Raw genomic sequence first — 19,244 nt, 5'->3', positions numbered from 1 at the left:
ATTTCCTCGTGGTAAAGTGAATCCCTTTGCGTTTAAAAGCTTGGCCCGTTTACGCCATCCTCCAGCAGGAGCTTTGGAGCCGTGCCGTGCGAGCCCGGCGTTGAGGGTGCCGGAGTGTTTCCCGTGTTTTCAGGTGCAATGGCGATGACGGTAGGCTGAGGCGGATAGGTATCCCGGGATAACTTGACTTTGCTTACGGGTTTGCCGGATATTTTTTTGATCCGGTAGGATTCGACAATATAGCCAGGTTTGCCTTCGATAATCTTTTCTTCAGTTCCGGGAGCAAGGGAGGGATTGGCAACGTATTTCGTAGGGGCGGGAATCGTCCGGGTAGTGAGGGATTCGACATCATAAGTGATGTCGCCCGGCGCATCGCCGAACAGCTTAACGGTCAACTGGTCGTCTTTCACCCGGGAATGAATGAGGAGGTGGCGCCCGGTCGTATTTTTGAAGCGGAAATTGATATATCCCCTCGCAAACGTGGCATCCAGACCTTTAGCAACGTAACTGACGGGCAGCGTGTGATTGCGTCTCTCTACGATATCCAATCCGGCCAGAATAACGGCATTGTAGAGTGTGCTGGACACTTGGCAAATGCCTCCTCCGACACCAGGAACGAGCCTGCCGCCAAAAATGACCGGGGCCTCCCGGAAGCCGTACTTGTCCTCCGCAGTCTTAATGACCTGCTCGTAATTAAAGGTTTCCCCCGGAGCCAATACCATTCCATCGATTGTGCGTGCTGCTGCTTCAATATTATGCCGCCGACCTTCCCCGCTTCCGTGCAGACCGGTCGTGAACTCGGTGATCTTCCGCTCGATGCCCTGCTGGTGCAGGCTCTCCAGGGTCACCTTGGGCCGGAGGGTGTAGAGCGGTACTTCAAGAACAGGCAGCCCCTGCTTGGCCTGGCGGGTTCTCTCATCGGGTATGCTCTCTTGGTGCAGAGCCTTCAGACTGCGCTGCTGAATCATGGCTCCAAAAGTAATCCAATCGATCCGGCTGACGGAGCGCTCTGGCAGATAAGTGATTTTGTCGGCTTGGGAAATGAGGCGCACGGCATCGGTAGGGCTGCCGAAACGGCTCTGCTCCCACTGTGGCGTAAACAGCCTGCGCAGTTTTTTTTCGTCCAAATTTACATGCAGTTCCCAGGGCTTGGGGAAATGCCACCTGGCCTTCGCCCGTTCCCATAGAGAACCTTCAAACAATCGGTCAAGCTCGTTGTAGAAATGGGAGGCGTCATATTGCACGCCAAGCTCTTTCCATGTTGAATTGACTTTGGTTTGCTGTACCGTAACGACAACCTTCTCTTGCTCCATTTTCAGGATCATTTCCTCTACCAAAGCCACGGCTTTGTCCCGTTTCAAACTGCCGATATCCAATCCATTTATCGAGACGCCGGGCGGCACGGTATCCCGGCTGGCATATACAAATATAGCTCCAAAGACAACAGACCACAGAAGCAGAACGCAAGAAAACAAAATAGTTACAAGGTGCAATCTCTTCATGCGCATCTCCTTTCCAATTCGAGAACATGGCAGCGTACAAACATATATATGATGAAATTCTGGAAACTTTCGGCCGTTCAGGGTACTCAAAAGGTAACATATTTGTTACAATAAAAAACGGGCTGATGAAATAACTCAGCTTTTAAAGGAATTGGCTGGAAAGTGTCGAAATGAAATACAGCAGCCTACAGACTAAGGAATCAAGGTTTAGGACGTGATGAATTGATAGAAATGCAGGATGTTTATAAGACCTATCCGAATGGAACTCACGCCCTTCGCGGCGTCTCGGTTCAGATAGACCGCAATGAATTCGTATATGTCGTCGGTCCCTCTGGTGCGGGGAAATCGACTTTCATGAAGCTCATATATCGCGAGGAAGTACCCACGAAAGGACAAATTTCCGTCAACGGCTTCAATATCGGCAGGCTGAAACAGCGGAAAATCCCTTATGTCCGCCGCAATATCGGCGTGATCTTCCAGGATTTCCGGCTGCTGCCCAAGCTGACCGCTTACGAGAACGTAGCCTTTGCGCTGGAAGTCATCGAAGCGCCGAAGAAAGTCATCAAGAAGCGTGTGATGGAAGTGCTTGATCTCGTCGGACTCAAGAACAAGGCAAACCGCGATCCGTCCCAGTTGTCGGGGGGAGAGCAGCAGCGTGTGGCCATCGCCAGGGCGATCGTCAACAATCCGTCCGTAATTATTGCGGACGAGCCTACCGGAAATCTAGACCCGGAGACTTCATGGGGGATTATGCAGCTGCTCGATGAGATCAATTTCAGGGGTACGACGATTGTGATGGCTACCCATAACAAAGAGATCGTGAACAGCATGCGGAAGCGGGTTATCGCTATCGAGCACGGGCAAATTGTTCGGGACGAACAGAGAGGGGAATATGGTTATGAGTTTTAACACCCTCCTTCGTCACTTTCGGGAAGGTTCGAAAAATGTTTTCCGCAACGGCTGGATGTCGGTAGCTTCCGTTACGTCCATCGTTGTGTCGTTATTTATTTTAGGTGTATTCATTTTATTAGTGCTTAACGTTAATGCGTTCGCGGATGATGCGGACAGCATGGTGCAAATCAAGACGTACCTGAATTCCAACGTCGATGACAGCATGCGGCAGAAGCTGCATAACGATATCGCGGCGATGGAGGAAGTGAGTAAGGTAACCTTCATATCCAAGGCGGAGGGGCTTAAGGACTTCCGTGAACAGCTCGGGGAAGAGGGCAAGGACCTGCTCGAGGGATATGACGAAAATACGAATCCAATTCCGGATACGCTGCAGGTGGAGGTCGTTGAACCGACGACGGTTCCGTTCGTCGCTTCCAAGATCGAGCAGCTCAACACGAAATATCCGGATGAACCGATATATAAAGTAAGATACGGGCAAGGAACGACGGAGAAGCTGTTCAAGATAACCCGCGCCGTTCGCAATATCGGCTTTGCCTTTGTTGCAGGCCTCGGCCTGATGGCCATGTTCCTGATTTCCAATACGATTCGCGTAACGATATTGGCCCGTCGCCGGGAAATCGGCATCATGAAGCTGGTGGGTGCGACGAATATGTTTATTCGTTGGCCGTTCTTTGTGGAGGGTGCGCTGATCGGACTGATTGGCTCGGTAATTACCGTCGGCGTTCTATTTTTCGGATACAACCAGCTGGCCATTTCGGTTAAAGAGGACATCACATTGGCTTTCCATCTCGTTTCGCTGGATGAGGTCGGATTCCAGATCGGGGTATTGTTGATCGGGCTGGGTCTGCTCATCGGAATATGGGGAAGCACAGTTTCTATACGCAGATTTCTTAAAGTGTAATTGAATTGATAGAAAAGCAGCGTTAAGAAGAATTGGACGACTACATCCGGGAATGGCAAGGGATCGGTGCTTTTCTTAAGCCAGAAATGATGAATGCAAGAACAAAATGAAGAAGGATGGGGAAGCGAAGTTGAAAAAGTGGATTTCCGTTGTAGTCGTTGTCGCTTTAGCCGTTATTATCTTCCAGCCTGACAATGGGTATGCTAAGAGCAAAACAATAAACCAAATCGATAAAGAGCTGAAGCAGTTGCAGGAGCAGGCGAAGAAGGCCAAGCAGCAGCAGGAAAAGGCCGCCCAGCAGAAGCAGGAAGCTCAGCATTACGTTAACAAGAACAAGAATTATCTCAATGAAGTTCTTAGACAGATGGATGTCGTGAGCGCGGAGCTGGCCAAAATCTCCTTGCAGATTCATGATACGGAAGAGAATCTCAGAGAGACAGCGGTCAAGCTGAGCGAGACGGAGACGCGGATTGAGGAGCGTTCTGGTCTGCTGGATTCCCGCGTACGTTTGATGTATACCGACGGGGCGGTATCGTATCTCGATGTGCTGCTGTCATCAACCAGCTTCACGGATTTCCTGGAGCGGGCCGACTCGCTGCAGGCGATCGCGAATCAGGACCAGCTCTTGCTTAAGGAGCATAAGCAGGACAAGCTGCTGATTGAAGAGCAGAAGGCTCAACTGGAGCAGGATTATGCGAAGGTCAAGCAGTTGTACGCGGATGCGGAAGCCCGCAGAAGCGAGCTGCAGCAGAAGGAAATCGAGAAGCAGCAGCTGATTGCGAAGTATCATGCCGAGATCGAGGAATCGGATGATATCAGCGAGGAGCAGGAGAAGCTTCTCGTAGAACTGGCCACGAAGCGCGCGGCTCTGGAGAAGGAGAAGAACAAGCTCAAGGCTGCGCAAGTGTATACTTATAAGAAGAGCTCCTCTTCCGGCTCCGGCGGATTTAAAGGAAACGGCGGCTCGATGGCGCTGCCGGTCAGCGGTGCGCGCTTGTCCTCCAACTATGGCACCCGGGTTCACCCCATCTCAGGACAGGTGAAGAAGCATACGGGAGTGGATCTTGCGGCTCCGCAAGGAACGGATATCCGGGCGGCTGAAGGCGGCGTGGTTATCGTTGCCGAGTGGTGGAGCGGCTATGGCAACACGGTGATCATTGATCACGGGGACAACGTCTGGACGCTGTACGGACATATCCGCAACGGCGGCATCAAGGTCGAGAAGGGCGATAAGGTCAAGCGCGGACAGAAGATTGCCGAGGTGGGCAGCACAGGAAACTCCACAGGACCGCATCTGCACTTTGAAGTGCGGATCAACGGGAGCCCTGTAGACCCATCCCCGTATTTGTAGCGGAATCGTTGGACATTTGTATCCAGCACTTATAAAATAGTATTATGCGTTTATTAACGGATACCGTCTATTCAGGACGAATATCCGTTTTTCCTTCTTTACTCGTTGTATATATTCCGTACAAGCTAAACATATACTATGATGGTTATTACAGGTGGGCTTCGGGTCGGCCGGATTAAACAGAGGCGGTGATTTTACTGATGTTCAAAGGACGCACAGTTACTTTACTCGTATTGGTTGCTATGGTGGTTAGTAGTCTTCTCACCGTGACTTTGACGGGCCAATGGAGCTTGGCTGGCTCGGGACAGCTGTCCAGTGGCTTGTTTGCGGATATCGGCGGACAGCCAAAGAGTGATATTAAGAAAATCGAGACGGCGCTTGATCTGGTAACTAAGAACTATGTGGAAAAAGTGGATCGCAGCAAGCTCGTGGATGGCGCCATCAATGGCATGATGAATGCGCTGGATGATCCCTTCTCTTCATATATGGCCGGGGCAACGGCTCAGCAATTTTCCGAACAAATCGAAGGATCCTTTACGGGAATCGGCGCGGAGGTATCGAGTGAGAACGGCAATGTCGTCGTCGTGTCGCCCATCAAGGGTTCTCCGGCGGAGAAGGCCGGCATCAAGCCGAAGGACATTTTGTTGTCGGTGAACGGCGAATCGTTTGAAGGTCTTACCCTGAATGAGGCCGTAGCCAAAATCCGCGGCCCTAAAGGAACGGAAGCCAAAATCAAAGTGAAGCGTGCCGGAGTAGCGGAAGCTCTGGAATTTACGATTGTACGCGCCGATATCGCTCTGGAAACGGTGTATGCCCGGATGGAGAAGGATCATGTCGGGGTTATTGAAATTACGGAGTTCTCAATGAATACGGCGAACCGCTTCAAGAAAGAACTGGAGGCATTGGAGCAGCAGGGGATGAAAGGTCTGGTCATCGACGTGCGGAATAATCCGGGCGGTGTGCTGCCGATCGTCATCGAAATGTCGGAGCTGTTTGTGCCAAAAGGCAAAGGAATCGTTCAGGTAGAAAATAAGAACGGGCGCCGTGACGCCACATTATCAGAAGGCTCAGGCAAACCTTATCCGATCGTCGTAGTAACGAATAAAGGCAGTGCCAGCGCTTCGGAGATTTTGGCGGGTGCGCTGCAGGAATCAGCGGGAGCGAAGCTGGTCGGGGAACCGACTTATGGCAAAGGTACTGTCCAGTCGAGCTACTCCCAGGAGATGGGCGACGGCAGCATGCTCAAAATCACAATCGCCAAGTGGCTGACACCAAACGGAGAGTGGATTCACAAGAAAGGAATCCAGCCGGATATCAGCGTATCCCAGCCGGATTACTTCTCGGTAGCTCCGATTAACAAAGAGAAGACTTTCAAATTCGATACGCTCGGCGAAGATGTGAAGAGCGCGCAAGTCATGCTCAAAGGTCTCGGGTACGATCCGGGCCGGGTAGATGGCTATTTTGACAAGAATACGGAGCGTGCGCTGAAGAAGTTCCAAAGCGACCAAGGAATACGCGCGGATGGCGAATTGGATGCCAAGACAGCTGAGAAGCTGGAGAGCAAGTTGATTGAGCTGATCCGCGATCCGAAGAATGATGCACAATTGAACCGTGCCCTGGAGGAAATCCGGAAGGAAATAACCCAAGCGGCGTCGAAACCATAAGAGGGCTGATTTCAGCCTTCTTTTTTCTTAGGATGGATTGTTGATGGGCCGTCAAGGTGATTGTCAGAGAACGTTAGGATGATTGCTGGAGACGGGCTCAATTAGCAGGGCGCTATGATGGTGTTCTGAGGAACGGTTAAATGGTAGGGAGCTATGATGGATCCTGGAGAACGGTTAATGGTAGGGCGTTATGATGGGTCCTGAAGAGCGATAAATGGTAGGGACCTATGTTTTTGCAGGAGCGTTAAAAGGTGGGGGCGGTATGATGGCTGCCACTGGAGCCGTTAGGACCTTGCTGATCAAAACTTTAGAATGACTGCTAGTGGAGTTAGGATACTTGATGGGGTAACTTTAGGGTGGTTGCCGGGGTAACTGTCAGGACGGTAGCTGGAGTAACTGTTAGAATTTAAGTGGATTTGTTGTATTTAAAAGCTGCACTTTAACGTTTAACGTATAATTAGCTGGATTTCCTGTACTTAAAATGTGCCTTGCAGGACAGTAAAGTAACAAACAGTGGTTTAGATACAGAAAATACAGCTATTTTTATCAAATCGGCGCAAAATGATAAAATAGACACAAGTAATACAGTTAAATCGCGAAGTAGAGCTGAGCTGAACTCAGCTGAGCAGATCTAAGTAGATCTAAGAAGATTTAAGTAGATCTAAGAAGATTAAAGTAGACCAAAGTAGACCAAAGTAGACCTAACAGACCTAACAGACCTAATAGACCTAAGTAGACCTAAGTAGACCCGGGTAGTCATGAGCAGCCATGAGTAGTCATGAGTAATCTTGGAAAGTTATGAATGATTGATACTGAATGTCCTTTTGTAAAACGGATGGGAGCGTGAATACCTTTTGGATACCGTGCTTGAAGTTCTGTGGATGCTGGCTGAAGCGGCAGGGCAGCTTCTCTTGCAGCCGTTCTATTATATTGCGATTATTCTAATGATGCTTATTTATAGACGTCAGGTGCTGCTGGAGCGCAAGCTGTTTCATGTCAGGCTGCACAGTTGGGGCGTACAGACCTGGCGTACGGTTCTGGGAGGACTCTTGGCAGGACTCTTCGTTTCGCTTGTCTCGCTGTTTACCGGTATGACTTTAACGGTGGAAGGAATTATCTGCATTTGGGCTGTTACGCTGCTCCTCCTGTTATTCCGCGTCCGCTACTTATGTCTGGCTTATGCAGTGGGGCTGCTTGGCATAGCCCAGTTTATTATTAATTTGGCTCCGGGCTTGCAAGGCCAGGGATGGACTGCTGAGATATTGCGCGTGATCCGGGAGCTTAATATCCCGGCTCTTTTATGCCTGGTAGCCGTGCTGCATGTAGCTGAAGGGTTTCTGGTGCGCTGGCAGGGGGCATCCTTTGCGGGGCCGTTGTTTTTTGAAGGGAAGCGCGGCAAGCTGGTTGGCGGCTACCAATTGCAAAGCTTGTGGCCGGTTCCGCTGTTTCTGATGATACCGGCGCACACGACGGGGGCTATGCTGCCATGGACTCCGTTATTCGGCGGGGAAGCCTGGCAGGAAGGCTTTCAGTGGATTGCATTACCTATTATGATTGGCTTTTCGGAGGTAACTACGGGACTGCTGCCGCGGGCTAAAGCAAAGGTGTCTTCTGGCCGTTTGCTCGGCTATGGGACGATTATGCTGGTGTTGGCGCTGTTAAGCGCATGGTGGAGTCCGCTGACGATTGCCGCTGCGCTGGCGGCCATTCTTTTACATGAAGGACTGGTTTGGCTCAGCCGTTTCGAGGAGCAGAAGCGCAGTCCGCTGTTCGTCCATCCTGTTGACGGGCTCAGAGTGCTAGCGGTGCTGCCGGGAAGCCCTGCCGAGGAGCTTGGCATCCAGGCTGGCGAGACGATCATCAAGGTGAACGGCACTCCGGTGGCTACGAAAGAGGAGCTTCATGCCGGGCTGCGCATGAATCCCGCCTTCTGCAAGCTGGAGGTGCGCAACCTCGCGGGCGAGAGCAAGTTCCTGCAGCGCGCAATTTACGCAGGCGAGCACCATCAGCTGGGCGCCATTCTGGCGCCGGACGATCAAGCGCCTGTTGCTGTGCGGATGCGGCCGATCGCGCTTTTGCATCTGCTCCGCCCGCGCCGCGAGGGAGAGTCGTTCCGTGGCGGCGCTAGCCGATCTGCCGGAAGGCAAAGGGGCAAGAAGCTGGCGGACAAGCCGCAGCCGCCCCAGCAGGAGCTGGGGGCCGAGACGGAAGGCTAGCGTTTAGCCTAGCGGGAGCCGTGGACCTGCAGCGGGTTCGCTGAGTTTTCAGGGCTTATAGGCGGTGCAGGGTTTTCGGGCTTATCGGTTATGAGGCTTATATGACCTGTTGGGCTTATGAGGCTTGGCTTATCAGGTTAGTGGCTTGAAGAGCTTATCTGGTCTATAGACTGATAAGGCTTAGATAAGGCTTGTAGGGTTGTAGACTTGAAGACTGGATAGAAGCTGCAAAGGGCAGTTCAGAGGCATTCCTCTTGAACTGCCTTTTTTAGTGTGTGCGTTTTATGCGGGAAATGGATTGCTTGTCGATTTAACAGCTGGTATTTTCAATAAGTCTCGTCTTGGGGAAGATCAGGGTCGTTTGCAAGTTGCGAGTTCCAATAAAACTGCGAAAATACAGGATTTTATCTTATTGAGGTACATATTAGGCGAAAATGATGCAAAAGCGGCCCGGTCCCCTAAAAAAAGTGGAGTCTTTCACTCTAATAAACTAGTCTACTGATTATGACTAAATGGCCACGATGAGGTAACTAGATGTATTTCATGCAGTTAGTTCATCGATTTTGACCGTGTTAGAGGGAACTAACTGCAAAAACTGCATTTAGTTTTAAGCAATTTCGACGAGTTAGCTTTATTCGGGTAAACTAGCTGCATGTTTTACACTTAGCGCAAGTATTTTCTTTAAAAAAGCTTATCTAGCTGTATAAAATACATTTAGTTTAAAATTGACCGAGTAAAACCAAAGGGCTGGACGGCAGTCACCAACGCCCGGCAATTTTCTAACAAACCCCAATGCCAACAGCCGAAAGGCGGGATATCACGAGGATTGCCGAGAGTCGCTAGCTGTTTATTAGCTCGGTCGTTCTGTGCTTGCGTTGCTCGAGTTAGGATATAAACAAAAAAACGCACCGCGAGCAATATGATGTGCACGCGGTGCGAAGGAAAGTCATATGAAATGAACAAGCTAAGCTAACTATTGCTGTAGCTGGCGCAGCACAGTGATTTCGACGCGGCGATTTTTCTGGCGCCCGGCTTCGGTGGAGTTGTCGGCATCGGGACGGGTGTCCGCATATCCGGCATATTGAAACCCGTTCGGGTCGAGCTTCTCTGTGTCGACGAAATAGCGAAGCACGGACAAGGCTCTGGCTCCAGACAACTCCCAGTTATCCTTGTATTTCGAGGCATGGACGATCGGCAGATTGTCCGTGTGCCCTTCGATGCTGATGACCGTGTCAAGCGTGCCGAACAGGCTGGCGAGCTTGGCCAACGTTTTGGCTGAGCCTTCCTTGAGTTCGGCTTTGCCTACGTCGAACAGGAAGCGATCGCTTAATGTGATGGAGATGCCCTTGGGCAGATCGGCTACCGTGATTTGATCCTCCAGTCCGTTATCTTTTATATAAGCTTCGATCATTTTCATTAAATTGAGCAGCTCCTCCTCCTGCTTGCGGAAGGCGAGCTCACGCTCTGTAAGCGGTCCTTGCGGGGATGCTCCCAGCGTCGGGTCGCTGCCTTGGTTTTGATCGGGGCCCTGAGCGTCCTTGCCGTTGTTTCCCTTCTGATTCGTACCGAGCTCTCCTTCGGATGGAGGGTTGCGATGCGTGAAGCGGTCGGCCGAGCCGAGAATCCCGCTGCCATTTTCCAGAACCGAGTCCCCGCTTTTGAACGTCTGCTGCAGTGAAGCGGTCACCTCTTCATATTTTTCAATATCAAGGCGGCTCATGGCATACATAATCACAAAGAAAATCAGCAGCAGTGTGATCAGGTCGGCATAAGTAATCAGCCAGCGGTCCTTGGTCTCTGCTCCTTCTCTTCGGCGTTGTCTGTTGTTGCGCTGCCTCATAGGTCATTCTCCATAAAGGAAGTTGATGATGAAGACCTGGACGAAGACGAAGCAGAAGCTGAAGGCGCAGAAGCTGGCAGGCCGTCGTTGATACCGGCCAAGAAGGACTCCATTTTCCGCCGTACGAGCAGCGGATGATCTCCATTTTGCACGGACAATACGCCTTCCAGGATCATTTCCATGCGGCTGATATCGTCTTCTCCGCGAGCTTTGATCTTGGAGGCGATCGGCAGGAAGATGAGGTTGGCGCTGGCGACCCCGTAAAGTGTAGCTGTAAAAGCCAAGGCGATCGAAGGGCCGAGTGCCGTAGGCTCCGTCAGACTGCCCAGGACATGGATGAGCCCCATGACCGTGCCAATGATCCCCATCGTCGGGGCATAACCGCCGGCGGATTCGAATATTTTGGCATAGCTTTCGTACTTCTGTTGGGTCGCATCCATTTCGTATTCCATAATCTGCTGCACCATTTCCCGGTCCGTGCCGTCAACGACAAGCTGAATCCCTTCGCGCAAATAGGCGTCGGAATGATCGATAATTTTCTTCTCCAGGGAGAGAACGCCTTCGCGTCTCGCCGTCATAGCCATATCGACGATGTCTTCAACCAGTTGCCCCGCGCTCGCGTTCGCGGATGTAAAAGCGAGCTTCAAAGCCCGGGGAATCGTCTTTAATCTGCGCAGAGGGAAGCTGATCATAACCGCGGCAAACGTGCCGCCGAAAACGATCAGAGCAGCCGTAAGCTGCATGAGGCCACCGACCTCCCCGCCCTCCCATAAAAATCCGCCGATCAAGGCGGCCAGTCCAATGATAATGCCGATAATTGTTGCGATATCCATAGATTTGTCGACAGCTCCTATCCTATACTTACCGATTGCATCCAGAGGATGAAAAAGGTATAATGACATGGGAACACCCATTCCTATTTTGCGTAATTGTGGAATTGGGAATTCGGGTTCTGAGAACATTTGGCTTGTCATTTACGTATTCTTTTCTTAAGTATATAGATTTGGGTTAATATTATAAGGAGGCTTTTGTCCTCCTTTTTGGAAATAATGAAGATATTTTCATTCCCTAGTATTTCATTTTAGACGATAAGGGTGATGTTGGACAATGAGTGATATTGTCTTTAGCAACAATAAATTCGAGATTGTTTCCGATTTCTCTCCCCAGGGCGACCAGCCGTCGGCTATCGACCAGCTGGTAGAGGGTGTTAAGCAAGGCAAGCGCCATCAGACGCTGCTCGGCGCGACGGGCACCGGGAAGACGTTCACGATTGCCCATACGATCGCCAGACTCGGTCGCCCGACGCTTGTGATCGCCCATAACAAGACGCTGGCAGCTCAGCTTGCGAGCGAGTTCAAAGATTTTTTTCCGAACAACTCCGTAGATTACTTCGTTAGTTACTATGACTACTATCAGCCTGAAGCCTATATCCCATCCTCCGACACCTATATTGAAAAAGACTCCAGCATTAACGAAGAGATCGACAAGCTTAGACACTCGGCGACGAGCTCGCTGTTCGAACGGCGCGATGTCATCATCGTAGCCAGTGTGTCCTGCATATACGGTCTCGGTTCGCCAATGGAGTACCGCGATCTCGTCCTTTCTTTGCGGGTTGGCATGGAGCGGCCGCGCAATCAGATATTGAGCCGGCTGGTGGATATTCAGTATCAGCGGAACGATATCAACTTCGTGCGGGGCACGTTTCGGGTGCGCGGCGATGTCCTGGAGATCTTCCCGGCTTCCAAAGGGGAGCAGGCGGTGCGGATCGAGTTCTTCGGGGATGAGATCGAGCGGATCACGGAAATCGATGTGCTGACCGGGGAATTGGTGGGAGAACGCGAGCATGTGGCTATTTTCCCGGCCTCTCACTTCGTTACCCAGGAAGAGACGATGCGCATTGCGATCCAGAATATCGAACGGGAATTGGAGGAGCAGCTCGAGCTGTTCCGCTCGCAGGGCAAGCTGCTGGAAGCACAGCGCCTGGAGCAGCGTACGCGTTACGATATTGAAATGATGAAGGAAGTCGGCTTTTGCTCGGGGATCGAGAACTACTCGGGACCGCTGACTTTCCGGGAGCGCGGGGCTACCCCATATACTTTGCTGGATTATTTCCCGGACGATTTGCTGATCGTGGTGGATGAGTCGCACGTTACCTTGCCGCAGATCAGGGCGATGTACAACGGTGACCAGGCGCGGAAAACAGTGCTTGTTGAGCATGGGTTCCGGCTGCCTTCGGCGCTGGATAACCGTCCGCTGAAATTCGAGGAGTTCGAGGAGAAGGCGAATCAGCTGATTTATGTGTCTGCGACGCCAGGCCCTTACGAGATTGAGCATACGGATAAAATGGTGGAGCAAATCATCCGCCCGACCGGGCTGCTTGACCCGATCATTGAGGTCCGTCCGACGAAGGGGCAAATCGACGATCTGATCGGCGAGATCCAGGATCGGCTGGAGAAGGATGAGCGGGTGCTGGTCACGACGCTTACGAAGAAGATGGCCGAGGATCTGACGGATTATTTAAAAGAAATCGGCATTAAGGTGCGCTATCTGCATTCCGACATCAAGACGCTGGAGCGGATGAGCATCCTGCGGGATCTGCGGCTGGGCACCTTCCATGTGCTTGTCGGCATCAACCTGCTGCGGGAAGGGCTCGACCTGCCTGAGGTGTCGCTAGTAGCGATACTGGATGCGGATAAGGAAGGCTTCCTTCGCTCGGAGCGCTCTTTGATCCAGACGATTGGTCGTGCTGCCCGGAACTCCGAGGGACGCGTGCTCATGTACGCCGACCAGATTACGGAGTCGATGGACAAAGCGATCAAGGAGACGGAACGCCGCCGTGCGATTCAGATCGCCTATAATGAGAAGCATGGCATCACACCGCAGACGATTCGCAAGAAGGTGCGTGATGTCATCGAGGCGACGCGTGTGGCCGAGAGCAAGAGCGAGTACCTGGCCGACGTAGGCAAAGGCAAGATGTCCAAGCGCGATCGCGAGGCGATGATCGGACGCCTGGAGGCGGAGATGAAGGAAGCGGCGAAGAACCTGCAATTCGAACGCGCCGCAGAGCTGCGCGACGCTATTCTCGAGCTCAAGGCGGAGTAATATATTTTAAGCTAGTATCAAGGAGATGAAATCTATTGGCCATTGAGAATATAGTCATTAAAGGCGCCAGGGCGCACAATTTAAAAAATATAGATATTACGATTCCGCGCGACAAGTTCGTGGTGCTAACCGGGCTCAGCGGATCAGGAAAATCCTCATTGGCATTCGACACGATTTATGCGGAAGGACAGCGCCGCTATGTAGAATCCCTTTCCGCCTATGCGCGCCAATTTTTGGGGCAGATGGAGAAACCGGATGTGGATTCCATCGAAGGCTTGTCCCCGGCGATTTCAATCGACCAGAAGACGACGAGCCGGAACCCGCGCTCCACGGTAGGTACCGTGACGGAAATTTACGACTATTTGCGCTTATTATTCGCCAGGGTTGGACATCCCCATTGTCCCGAACACGGCATCGAAATTACCTCGCAAACCGTAGAGCAGATGGTGGACCGGATTATGCAATATCCGGAGAGAACGAGGCTGCAGATTTTGTCGCCCGTCATTTCTGGCAAGAAGGGCGAGCATAAAAGCTTGTTCACGGAAATCGCCAAGCAGGGCTTCGTACGGGTGCGAGTCGACGGTGAGCAGCGTGACCTGTCCGAAAATATTGAGCTGGAGAAAAATAAGAAGCATTCGATCGAGGTGATCGTGGACCGGATCGTCATTAAGGAGGACGTGCGAAGCAGGCTGGCGGATTCGATCGAGACGGCTCTGAAAATGTCTGGGGGACAGCTGCTCGTCGACATCATCGGCCAGGAGGAGCTGCGGTTCAGCTCGAATTTTGCCTGCCCGATCTGCGGTTTCAGCATTGAGGAGCTGTCTCCGCGGATGTTCTCCTTTAACAGTCCGTTCGGCGCCTGTCCGGAATGTGACGGGCTTGGGGCGAAGATGATTATTGACCCCGATCTGCTCATACCGAATCCGAACAAGAGCATTGAAGAAGGCGCGTTCGAGGCTTGGGCGGGAAGCACGTCGAACTATTATCCGCAATTTCTCAAATCAGTGTGCGAGCATTACGATATTCCGCAGGACGTGCCGGTCAGCGAGCTGAATAAGGAGCAGATGGATACGCTGCTCTACGGCACGGGCAGCACCAAAGTCCGTTTCCGTTATACGAACGACTTCGGCATGAGCAAGGACGCCTTTGTCACGTTTGAAGGAATCGTACACAATTTGGAGCGCCGTTACCGGGAGACGTCTTCCGAAGGCATTCGCGAGTTTATTGAGGAATTCATGGGCTCCAAGCCGTGCGGGACTTGCAAGGGACATCGTTTGAAGAAGGAGAGCCTGGCAGTAACGATCAATGAACGGAACATGGCTTATGTGACCAGTCTGTCGATTGGAGAGGCACGGGCTTTCTTTGATAATCTGAGCTTAAGCGAGAAAGAGACGACGATTGCCCATATGATTCTCAAGGAAATCAACAGCCGTCTCGGCTTCCTGGTCAATGTCGGCCTCGACTATTTGACAATGAGCCGCGCAGCGGGAACGTTGTCCGGAGGCGAAGCCCAGCGCATCAGACTTGCTACGCAGATCGGGTCGAGCCTGATGGGGGTACTTTATATTCTGGACGAGCCGAGCATCGGGCTGCATCAGAGAGACAACGACCGGCTCATTTCTACGTTGGCCCATATGCGCGATCTAGGCAACACGCTGATTGTCGTGGAGCATGACGAGGACACAATGATGGCTGCTGATTACATTATCGATATCGGCCCTGGCGCCGGCATGCATGGCGGACAGGTTGTCGCTCAAGGGACGCCGCAGGAGGTAATGGACGATCCGAACTCTCTGACCGGCCAATACTTGAGCGGCAAGAGGTTTATTCCGGTTAATACGGAGCGCCGGAAGCCGAACGGCCGCTGGTTGGAAATCAAGGGCGCCAAGGAGAATAATCTTAAGAATATTAACGTGAAATTCCCAATTGGTGTGTTCAGCGCCGTGACGGGTGTGTCTGGATCGGGGAAATCGACGCTCGTAAATGAAATTTTATATAAAACGCTCGCCCGCGATTTGAATCGCGCTAAGGTACGTCCGGGTCAATACCGGGAAATCAAAGGGCTGGAGCATGTCGAGAAGGTCGTTGATATTGACCAGTCGCCGATCGGCCGCACGCCGCGGTCGAACCCGGCAACGTATACAGGCGTATTTGATGATATTCGCGATCTGTTCTCCCAAACGACGGAAGCAAAGGTTCGCGGCTACAAGAAGGGGCGCTTCAGCTTCAACATTAAGGGAGGGCGCTGTGAGGCGTGCCGCGGAGACGGGATTATCAAGATCGAGATGCACTTCCTTCCGGATGTGTACGTGCCTTGTGAAGTATGTAAAGGAAAACGATACAATCGCGAGACGCTTGAAGTGAAGTACAAAGGCAAGAGCATTGCGGACGTGCTGGAAATGACGGTAGAAGTGGCAACGGACTTCTTCCAGAACATTCCGAAGATTCACCGCAAGCTGGAGACTCTGCTTGATGTTGGGCTTGGCTACATCAAGCTGGGCCAGCCGGCGACGACGCTGTCCGGCGGGGAAGCCCAGCGGGTGAAGCTGGCTTCCGAGCTGTATCGCCGGAGCACGGGCAAGACGATCTACATTTTGGACGAGCCGACGACCGGGCTGCATGTCGATGACATCGACCGCCTGCTCAAGGTGCTGCACCGGTTGGTTGATTCTGGCGAAACCGTGCTTGTGATCGAACATAATCTCGACGTGATCAAGACGGCGGATTATCTTATCGATCTAGGCCCCGAGGGGGGCAGCGGCGGCGGTACCATTATCGGCACAGGCACGCCGGAGGAGCTCGCCAAGAATGAGCAATCCTATACGGGGCGTTACCTGAAGCCGATCCTGGAGCGCGATACGAAGCGAACCCGGGAGCTGCAGCTTCAAGGCTGATCAGCGATAGCCGAAGAGATTGGCAGGAGCACAGCATAGAGTTATATGGAATGACCCTCTGAATCACTTTAAGTGGTTTAGGGGGCTTTTCTTTTGTCTAAACTGTGAAAGTCAAGGAAAGTGGTTACTTTAATTCAGTAAACCACGCCAAAATATTGTCTAAATTGTGACAAATTCATTTTTTATTTGCTGTTCCCCTTGCATCCAAACCCTGGGGAAGATAACATATAGGGAGATGTGTATATACGTGATTTTTAAGAAGGGGGTTACGGCATGCGACTGCTCGCAGAAGCGGCAGAGAATACATCAAACTTCAACGGGTTCGATATTTTTATGCTGCTGTTTACAGTAATTATTTTTATCGGCGTGGTTCGGCTGATGGTCGCTCGTCCGAAGAAGAATTTGTTTGCAATCGGTTTCGGCATCGTAAGTTTGCTCGTTTTCCTGGCATCGGATGCTGTGATGATTAGCGGCTGGTTTAAATAAATACAAAATGAGCAGAAGACACTTTGTTTCGTTACGGGAACAGGGTGTTTTTTCAATTTCATGTGAGATGAGAATTATGGAAGTCGGTACCCGTGGGTTCATAAATAACACACACAAACGGCAGGGACGCCGTTTGTGTGTGTTTGGCAAGTGGAAGGAAGCATTCGCAGGTTAGCGTTGTCCGTTAGTCTATAAATCCGTAAATCCGTAAGTTCGTAAGTCCATAAGTCCGTAAGTCCGTTACCCCGTAGCCCGTAGCCCAATACCCCGTTAACCCGTTACCTGGTAGCCCGTTCGCCTGATACCTCCGATACCCCGAGTCTAACGAATCTCATTCACGTTATTTGTACATATTAGCGTTGATTCTGAATCTAACGAATGTCAGCCACGCTATTTGCGGTTTAACTGCTGTTTGGAGCGGTAATAGACTGAAATAACGTACCCTGGATTCGTTACATTTTGAAAGGGGTGATTTTTCTACAAATAGCGGTTGTGAGATTCGTTAGAAATCTCGGCCTCGGTCTCGGGGCTTGCAGGTTCAGAATCACAGTTTGCCTGCCGCTTGTGATCAGCAGTAATCAGTCATTGTCGCTGGCGAGATGGTGAACGATTCGTCTCGAGGTTTTAGAAATCATTGACCGACCGGCAGCCATTCCAGCCAATCGATGACGATAGTGCCGCTTATGACCTCTATTTTTAAATCGAACTCTCCGCTGGAGGATATCGTTTGCTGCCCCGCCGAGATGATGCTCCAATCTTGTGAGGACACGTTGATGGTCTGGTGCCTATAACGATCCGTATGCACAACGAGTTCAGCAATCTCGTCGATACCCTCGTGAGTACCCTTGTCAGCACTCTCGGTCAAGGCGCGCAGCTTGATTTGCAGCGTGTAAGCGGCGGGAGACTCACACAAGAACGGGTATGCGACCCAATCTCCCGCAGTAAGTGTCACGCAGAGGCGATGCTCTTCGTTCCATTCCTCTTCCGGCTTCAAATGATAATTTGGCGTACCATCCTGGGCCATGAGGAACCCGACGTGGATGCCGTCATCTGGACGAAATACGTTAGGCTGCTCCTTGGACGTTAAAGCTTGCAGGCCAGCTTGCTCTCTTTCGCTGTCAGCGGTGGCGCCCCAGCTAATGTTTTGGCCCCGATGACCATAATGCTCGGCAGGCATGCGAAGCGGCAGCTTACGCTGAACGGCTCGCAGCACGCCTGGGAGATAGTCGCAGTTGCCAAGCAGAATGTTGTCCAGGTATTCGTTAAGGATGGCTGCTGAAGCTGCTTGATCTGGTTTCTCGCCGCTGCCATCCACATAGTTCAAAATAAGATCCCAGTGATGTGGCCGGCGGATGGAGCAAGGGGAGTTAACTGTGTCGAGTTTTTTCCAGGTCCAGAAGTTCCATGAAATATGATGATCCTCATATAAACCAAAGGCTCCAGCATACCAGCCCAAGCTGTTCTCACCGCCTTCACCCATGTATATAGGCATGTTCAGCATTTCCCGCTTCTCTAAATAGGGGGCGATTCCTTCTTGGTCAGGACTGCTCCAGTACTTGTGGAATTGCAGCAAAAGATTGTCGTCGAACATATCTTCGGCGGTAAACATCGACCAGTCGGTTGCCCAATGGGCGCCTTCAATGATAATCATATGCTTGTCGTCGACCTCGCGGATCGCGGCGGTGATTTCCTTGTAGAGCGGCATGAGCTTGCCGTTATGCATGTTGAACCATTCCGGAAGCGGCTCGTTCAGCAGATCGTAGCCGCCGACGATCCATTCATCCTTATAACGGTCGGCTAGCATTCTCCACAGCTCGACGGTACGCCGCCAGTAATCCTCGTTAGTGAACAGCTCCGGCTGATCATGTTCGGAGTCGTCGATATTCGCTCCCGTTTGCCCGCCTGGTGCTCCGTGCAGATCAAGGATGACGTACAGGCTGTATTTTTTGCACCAGCCAATAAAACGATCAATTAAAGCGAGGGTATCCGGGTTGAATCTTACAGGATCGCCCTCCTCCAACAGCCAGCGCGCATTGATTGGCAGTCGAATGGAGTTCAAGCCCTCCGCAGCGATTTGGCGCACGTCATCCTCGGTTATAAACCGTTCGCGAAATGTAACCCAAAACTCCTTGGCAGCGGCTTCCCCGATCAAGTCCGTGACGAGCTTCTCGATTCGTCTTGGCCGATCGGCGTTGGTCGGCGGGAACTTCCACATATAACCTTCCGGCAGCAGCCAGTTTCCCAGCCCCACGCCGCGCAGCAGCAGCTCCTGCCCGTCTCCGTTCACAATTCGCTGGCCTTCGGCACGCAAGTAGCCTTTTACCCGTCCATCGTCTCTGTACATTGCTTGCTCACACCTTTCGGTTGAAGTTGAGG

The 19,244-nt window shown here is 51.8% G+C and carries 12 protein-coding genes; 8 read left to right on the top strand and 4 right to left on the bottom strand.

Annotated elements, in window-relative coordinates; all coding sequences use genetic code 11:
- Positions 1-32: 32 nt before the first annotated feature.
- On the bottom strand, positions 33-1,502 hold the full coding sequence (locus MKX50_RS22620; RefSeq protein ID WP_155612554.1) for a VanW family protein: 1,470 nt from the start codon (positions 1,500-1,502) through the stop codon (positions 33-35).
- Positions 1,503-1,724: 222 nt separating this feature from the next.
- Here MKX50_RS22620 and ftsE point away from each other — a divergent pair, with 222 nt between their 5' ends.
- From ftsE to MKX50_RS22595, 5 genes are all read left to right on the top strand, one after another.
- Entirely contained in the window at positions 1,725-2,411 is a 687-nt protein-coding gene (gene ftsE / locus MKX50_RS22615; protein ID WP_155612555.1) for a cell division ATP-binding protein FtsE, read from the top strand.
- Positions 2,401-3,315: a permease-like cell division protein FtsX gene (ftsX, locus tag MKX50_RS22610; protein WP_155612556.1), complete on the top strand. Its 915-nt coding sequence runs from the start codon at positions 2,401-2,403 to the stop codon at positions 3,313-3,315. Before ftsE ends, ftsX begins: the two co-directional genes overlap by 11 nt.
- A 130-nt stretch (positions 3,316-3,445) precedes the next feature.
- Entirely contained in the window at positions 3,446-4,666 is a 1,221-nt protein-coding gene (locus MKX50_RS22605) for a M23 family metallopeptidase (protein WP_155612600.1), read from the top strand.
- 200 nt (positions 4,667-4,866) lie between these two features.
- Positions 4,867-6,330 (top strand): S41 family peptidase, encoded by a 1,464-nt coding sequence (locus tag MKX50_RS22600; RefSeq protein WP_155612557.1) that lies wholly within the window; start codon positions 4,867-4,869, stop codon positions 6,328-6,330.
- Between the two features lie 854 nt (positions 6,331-7,184).
- A complete protein-coding gene (locus MKX50_RS22595) occupies positions 7,185-8,546 on the top strand; it encodes a PDZ domain-containing protein (RefSeq protein ID WP_155612558.1) in 1,362 nt (453 codons plus the stop codon).
- A 973-nt stretch (positions 8,547-9,519) separates the two neighbouring features.
- Here the strand turns inward: MKX50_RS22595 and MKX50_RS22590 are convergent.
- Both MKX50_RS22590 and MKX50_RS22585 read right to left on the bottom strand, forming a co-directional pair.
- The gene (locus MKX50_RS22590) at positions 9,520-10,386 is read right to left on the bottom strand and encodes a flagellar motor protein MotB (RefSeq protein WP_155612559.1); all 867 of its coding nucleotides are present in this window, start codon (positions 10,384-10,386) and stop codon (positions 9,520-9,522) included.
- Positions 10,383-11,219 carry a flagellar motor protein gene (locus MKX50_RS22585; RefSeq protein ID WP_155612560.1) on the bottom strand — a complete coding sequence of 279 codons (837 nt, stop codon included), beginning with the start codon at positions 11,217-11,219 and terminating at the stop codon, positions 10,383-10,385. Before MKX50_RS22585 ends, MKX50_RS22590 begins: the two co-directional genes overlap by 4 nt.
- Positions 11,220-11,493: 274 nt before the next feature.
- Between MKX50_RS22585 and uvrB the strand changes: the two genes are divergently transcribed.
- From uvrB to MKX50_RS22570, 3 genes are all read left to right on the top strand, one after another.
- Complete coding sequence (gene uvrB / locus MKX50_RS22580; protein WP_339157826.1) at positions 11,494-13,488, top strand: excinuclease ABC subunit UvrB; 1,995 nt, start codon at positions 11,494-11,496, stop codon at positions 13,486-13,488.
- Between the two features lie 35 nt (positions 13,489-13,523).
- Positions 13,524-16,382, top strand: a complete 2,859-nt coding sequence (gene uvrA, locus MKX50_RS22575) for an excinuclease ABC subunit UvrA (RefSeq protein WP_155612562.1) — start codon at positions 13,524-13,526, stop codon at positions 16,380-16,382.
- 273 nt (positions 16,383-16,655) lie between these two features.
- Positions 16,656-16,868, top strand: a complete 213-nt coding sequence (locus MKX50_RS22570; protein WP_283926004.1) for a hypothetical protein — start codon at positions 16,656-16,658, stop codon at positions 16,866-16,868.
- A gap of 631 nt (positions 16,869-17,499) precedes the next feature.
- Here the strand turns inward: MKX50_RS22570 and MKX50_RS22565 are convergent.
- On the bottom strand, positions 17,500-19,212 hold the full coding sequence (locus MKX50_RS22565; RefSeq protein ID WP_339157825.1) for a cellulase family glycosylhydrolase: 1,713 nt from the start codon (positions 19,210-19,212) through the stop codon (positions 17,500-17,502).
- Positions 19,213-19,244 lie beyond the last annotated feature (32 nt).

The organism is Paenibacillus sp. FSL W8-0186 (assembly GCF_037969765.1).
Classification (GTDB): Bacteria; Bacillota; Bacilli; order Paenibacillales; family Paenibacillaceae; genus Fontibacillus; species Fontibacillus woosongensis.
Note: the sequence above shows the minus strand (reverse complement) of the source record. Positions and strands in the feature narration are given on the sequence as shown.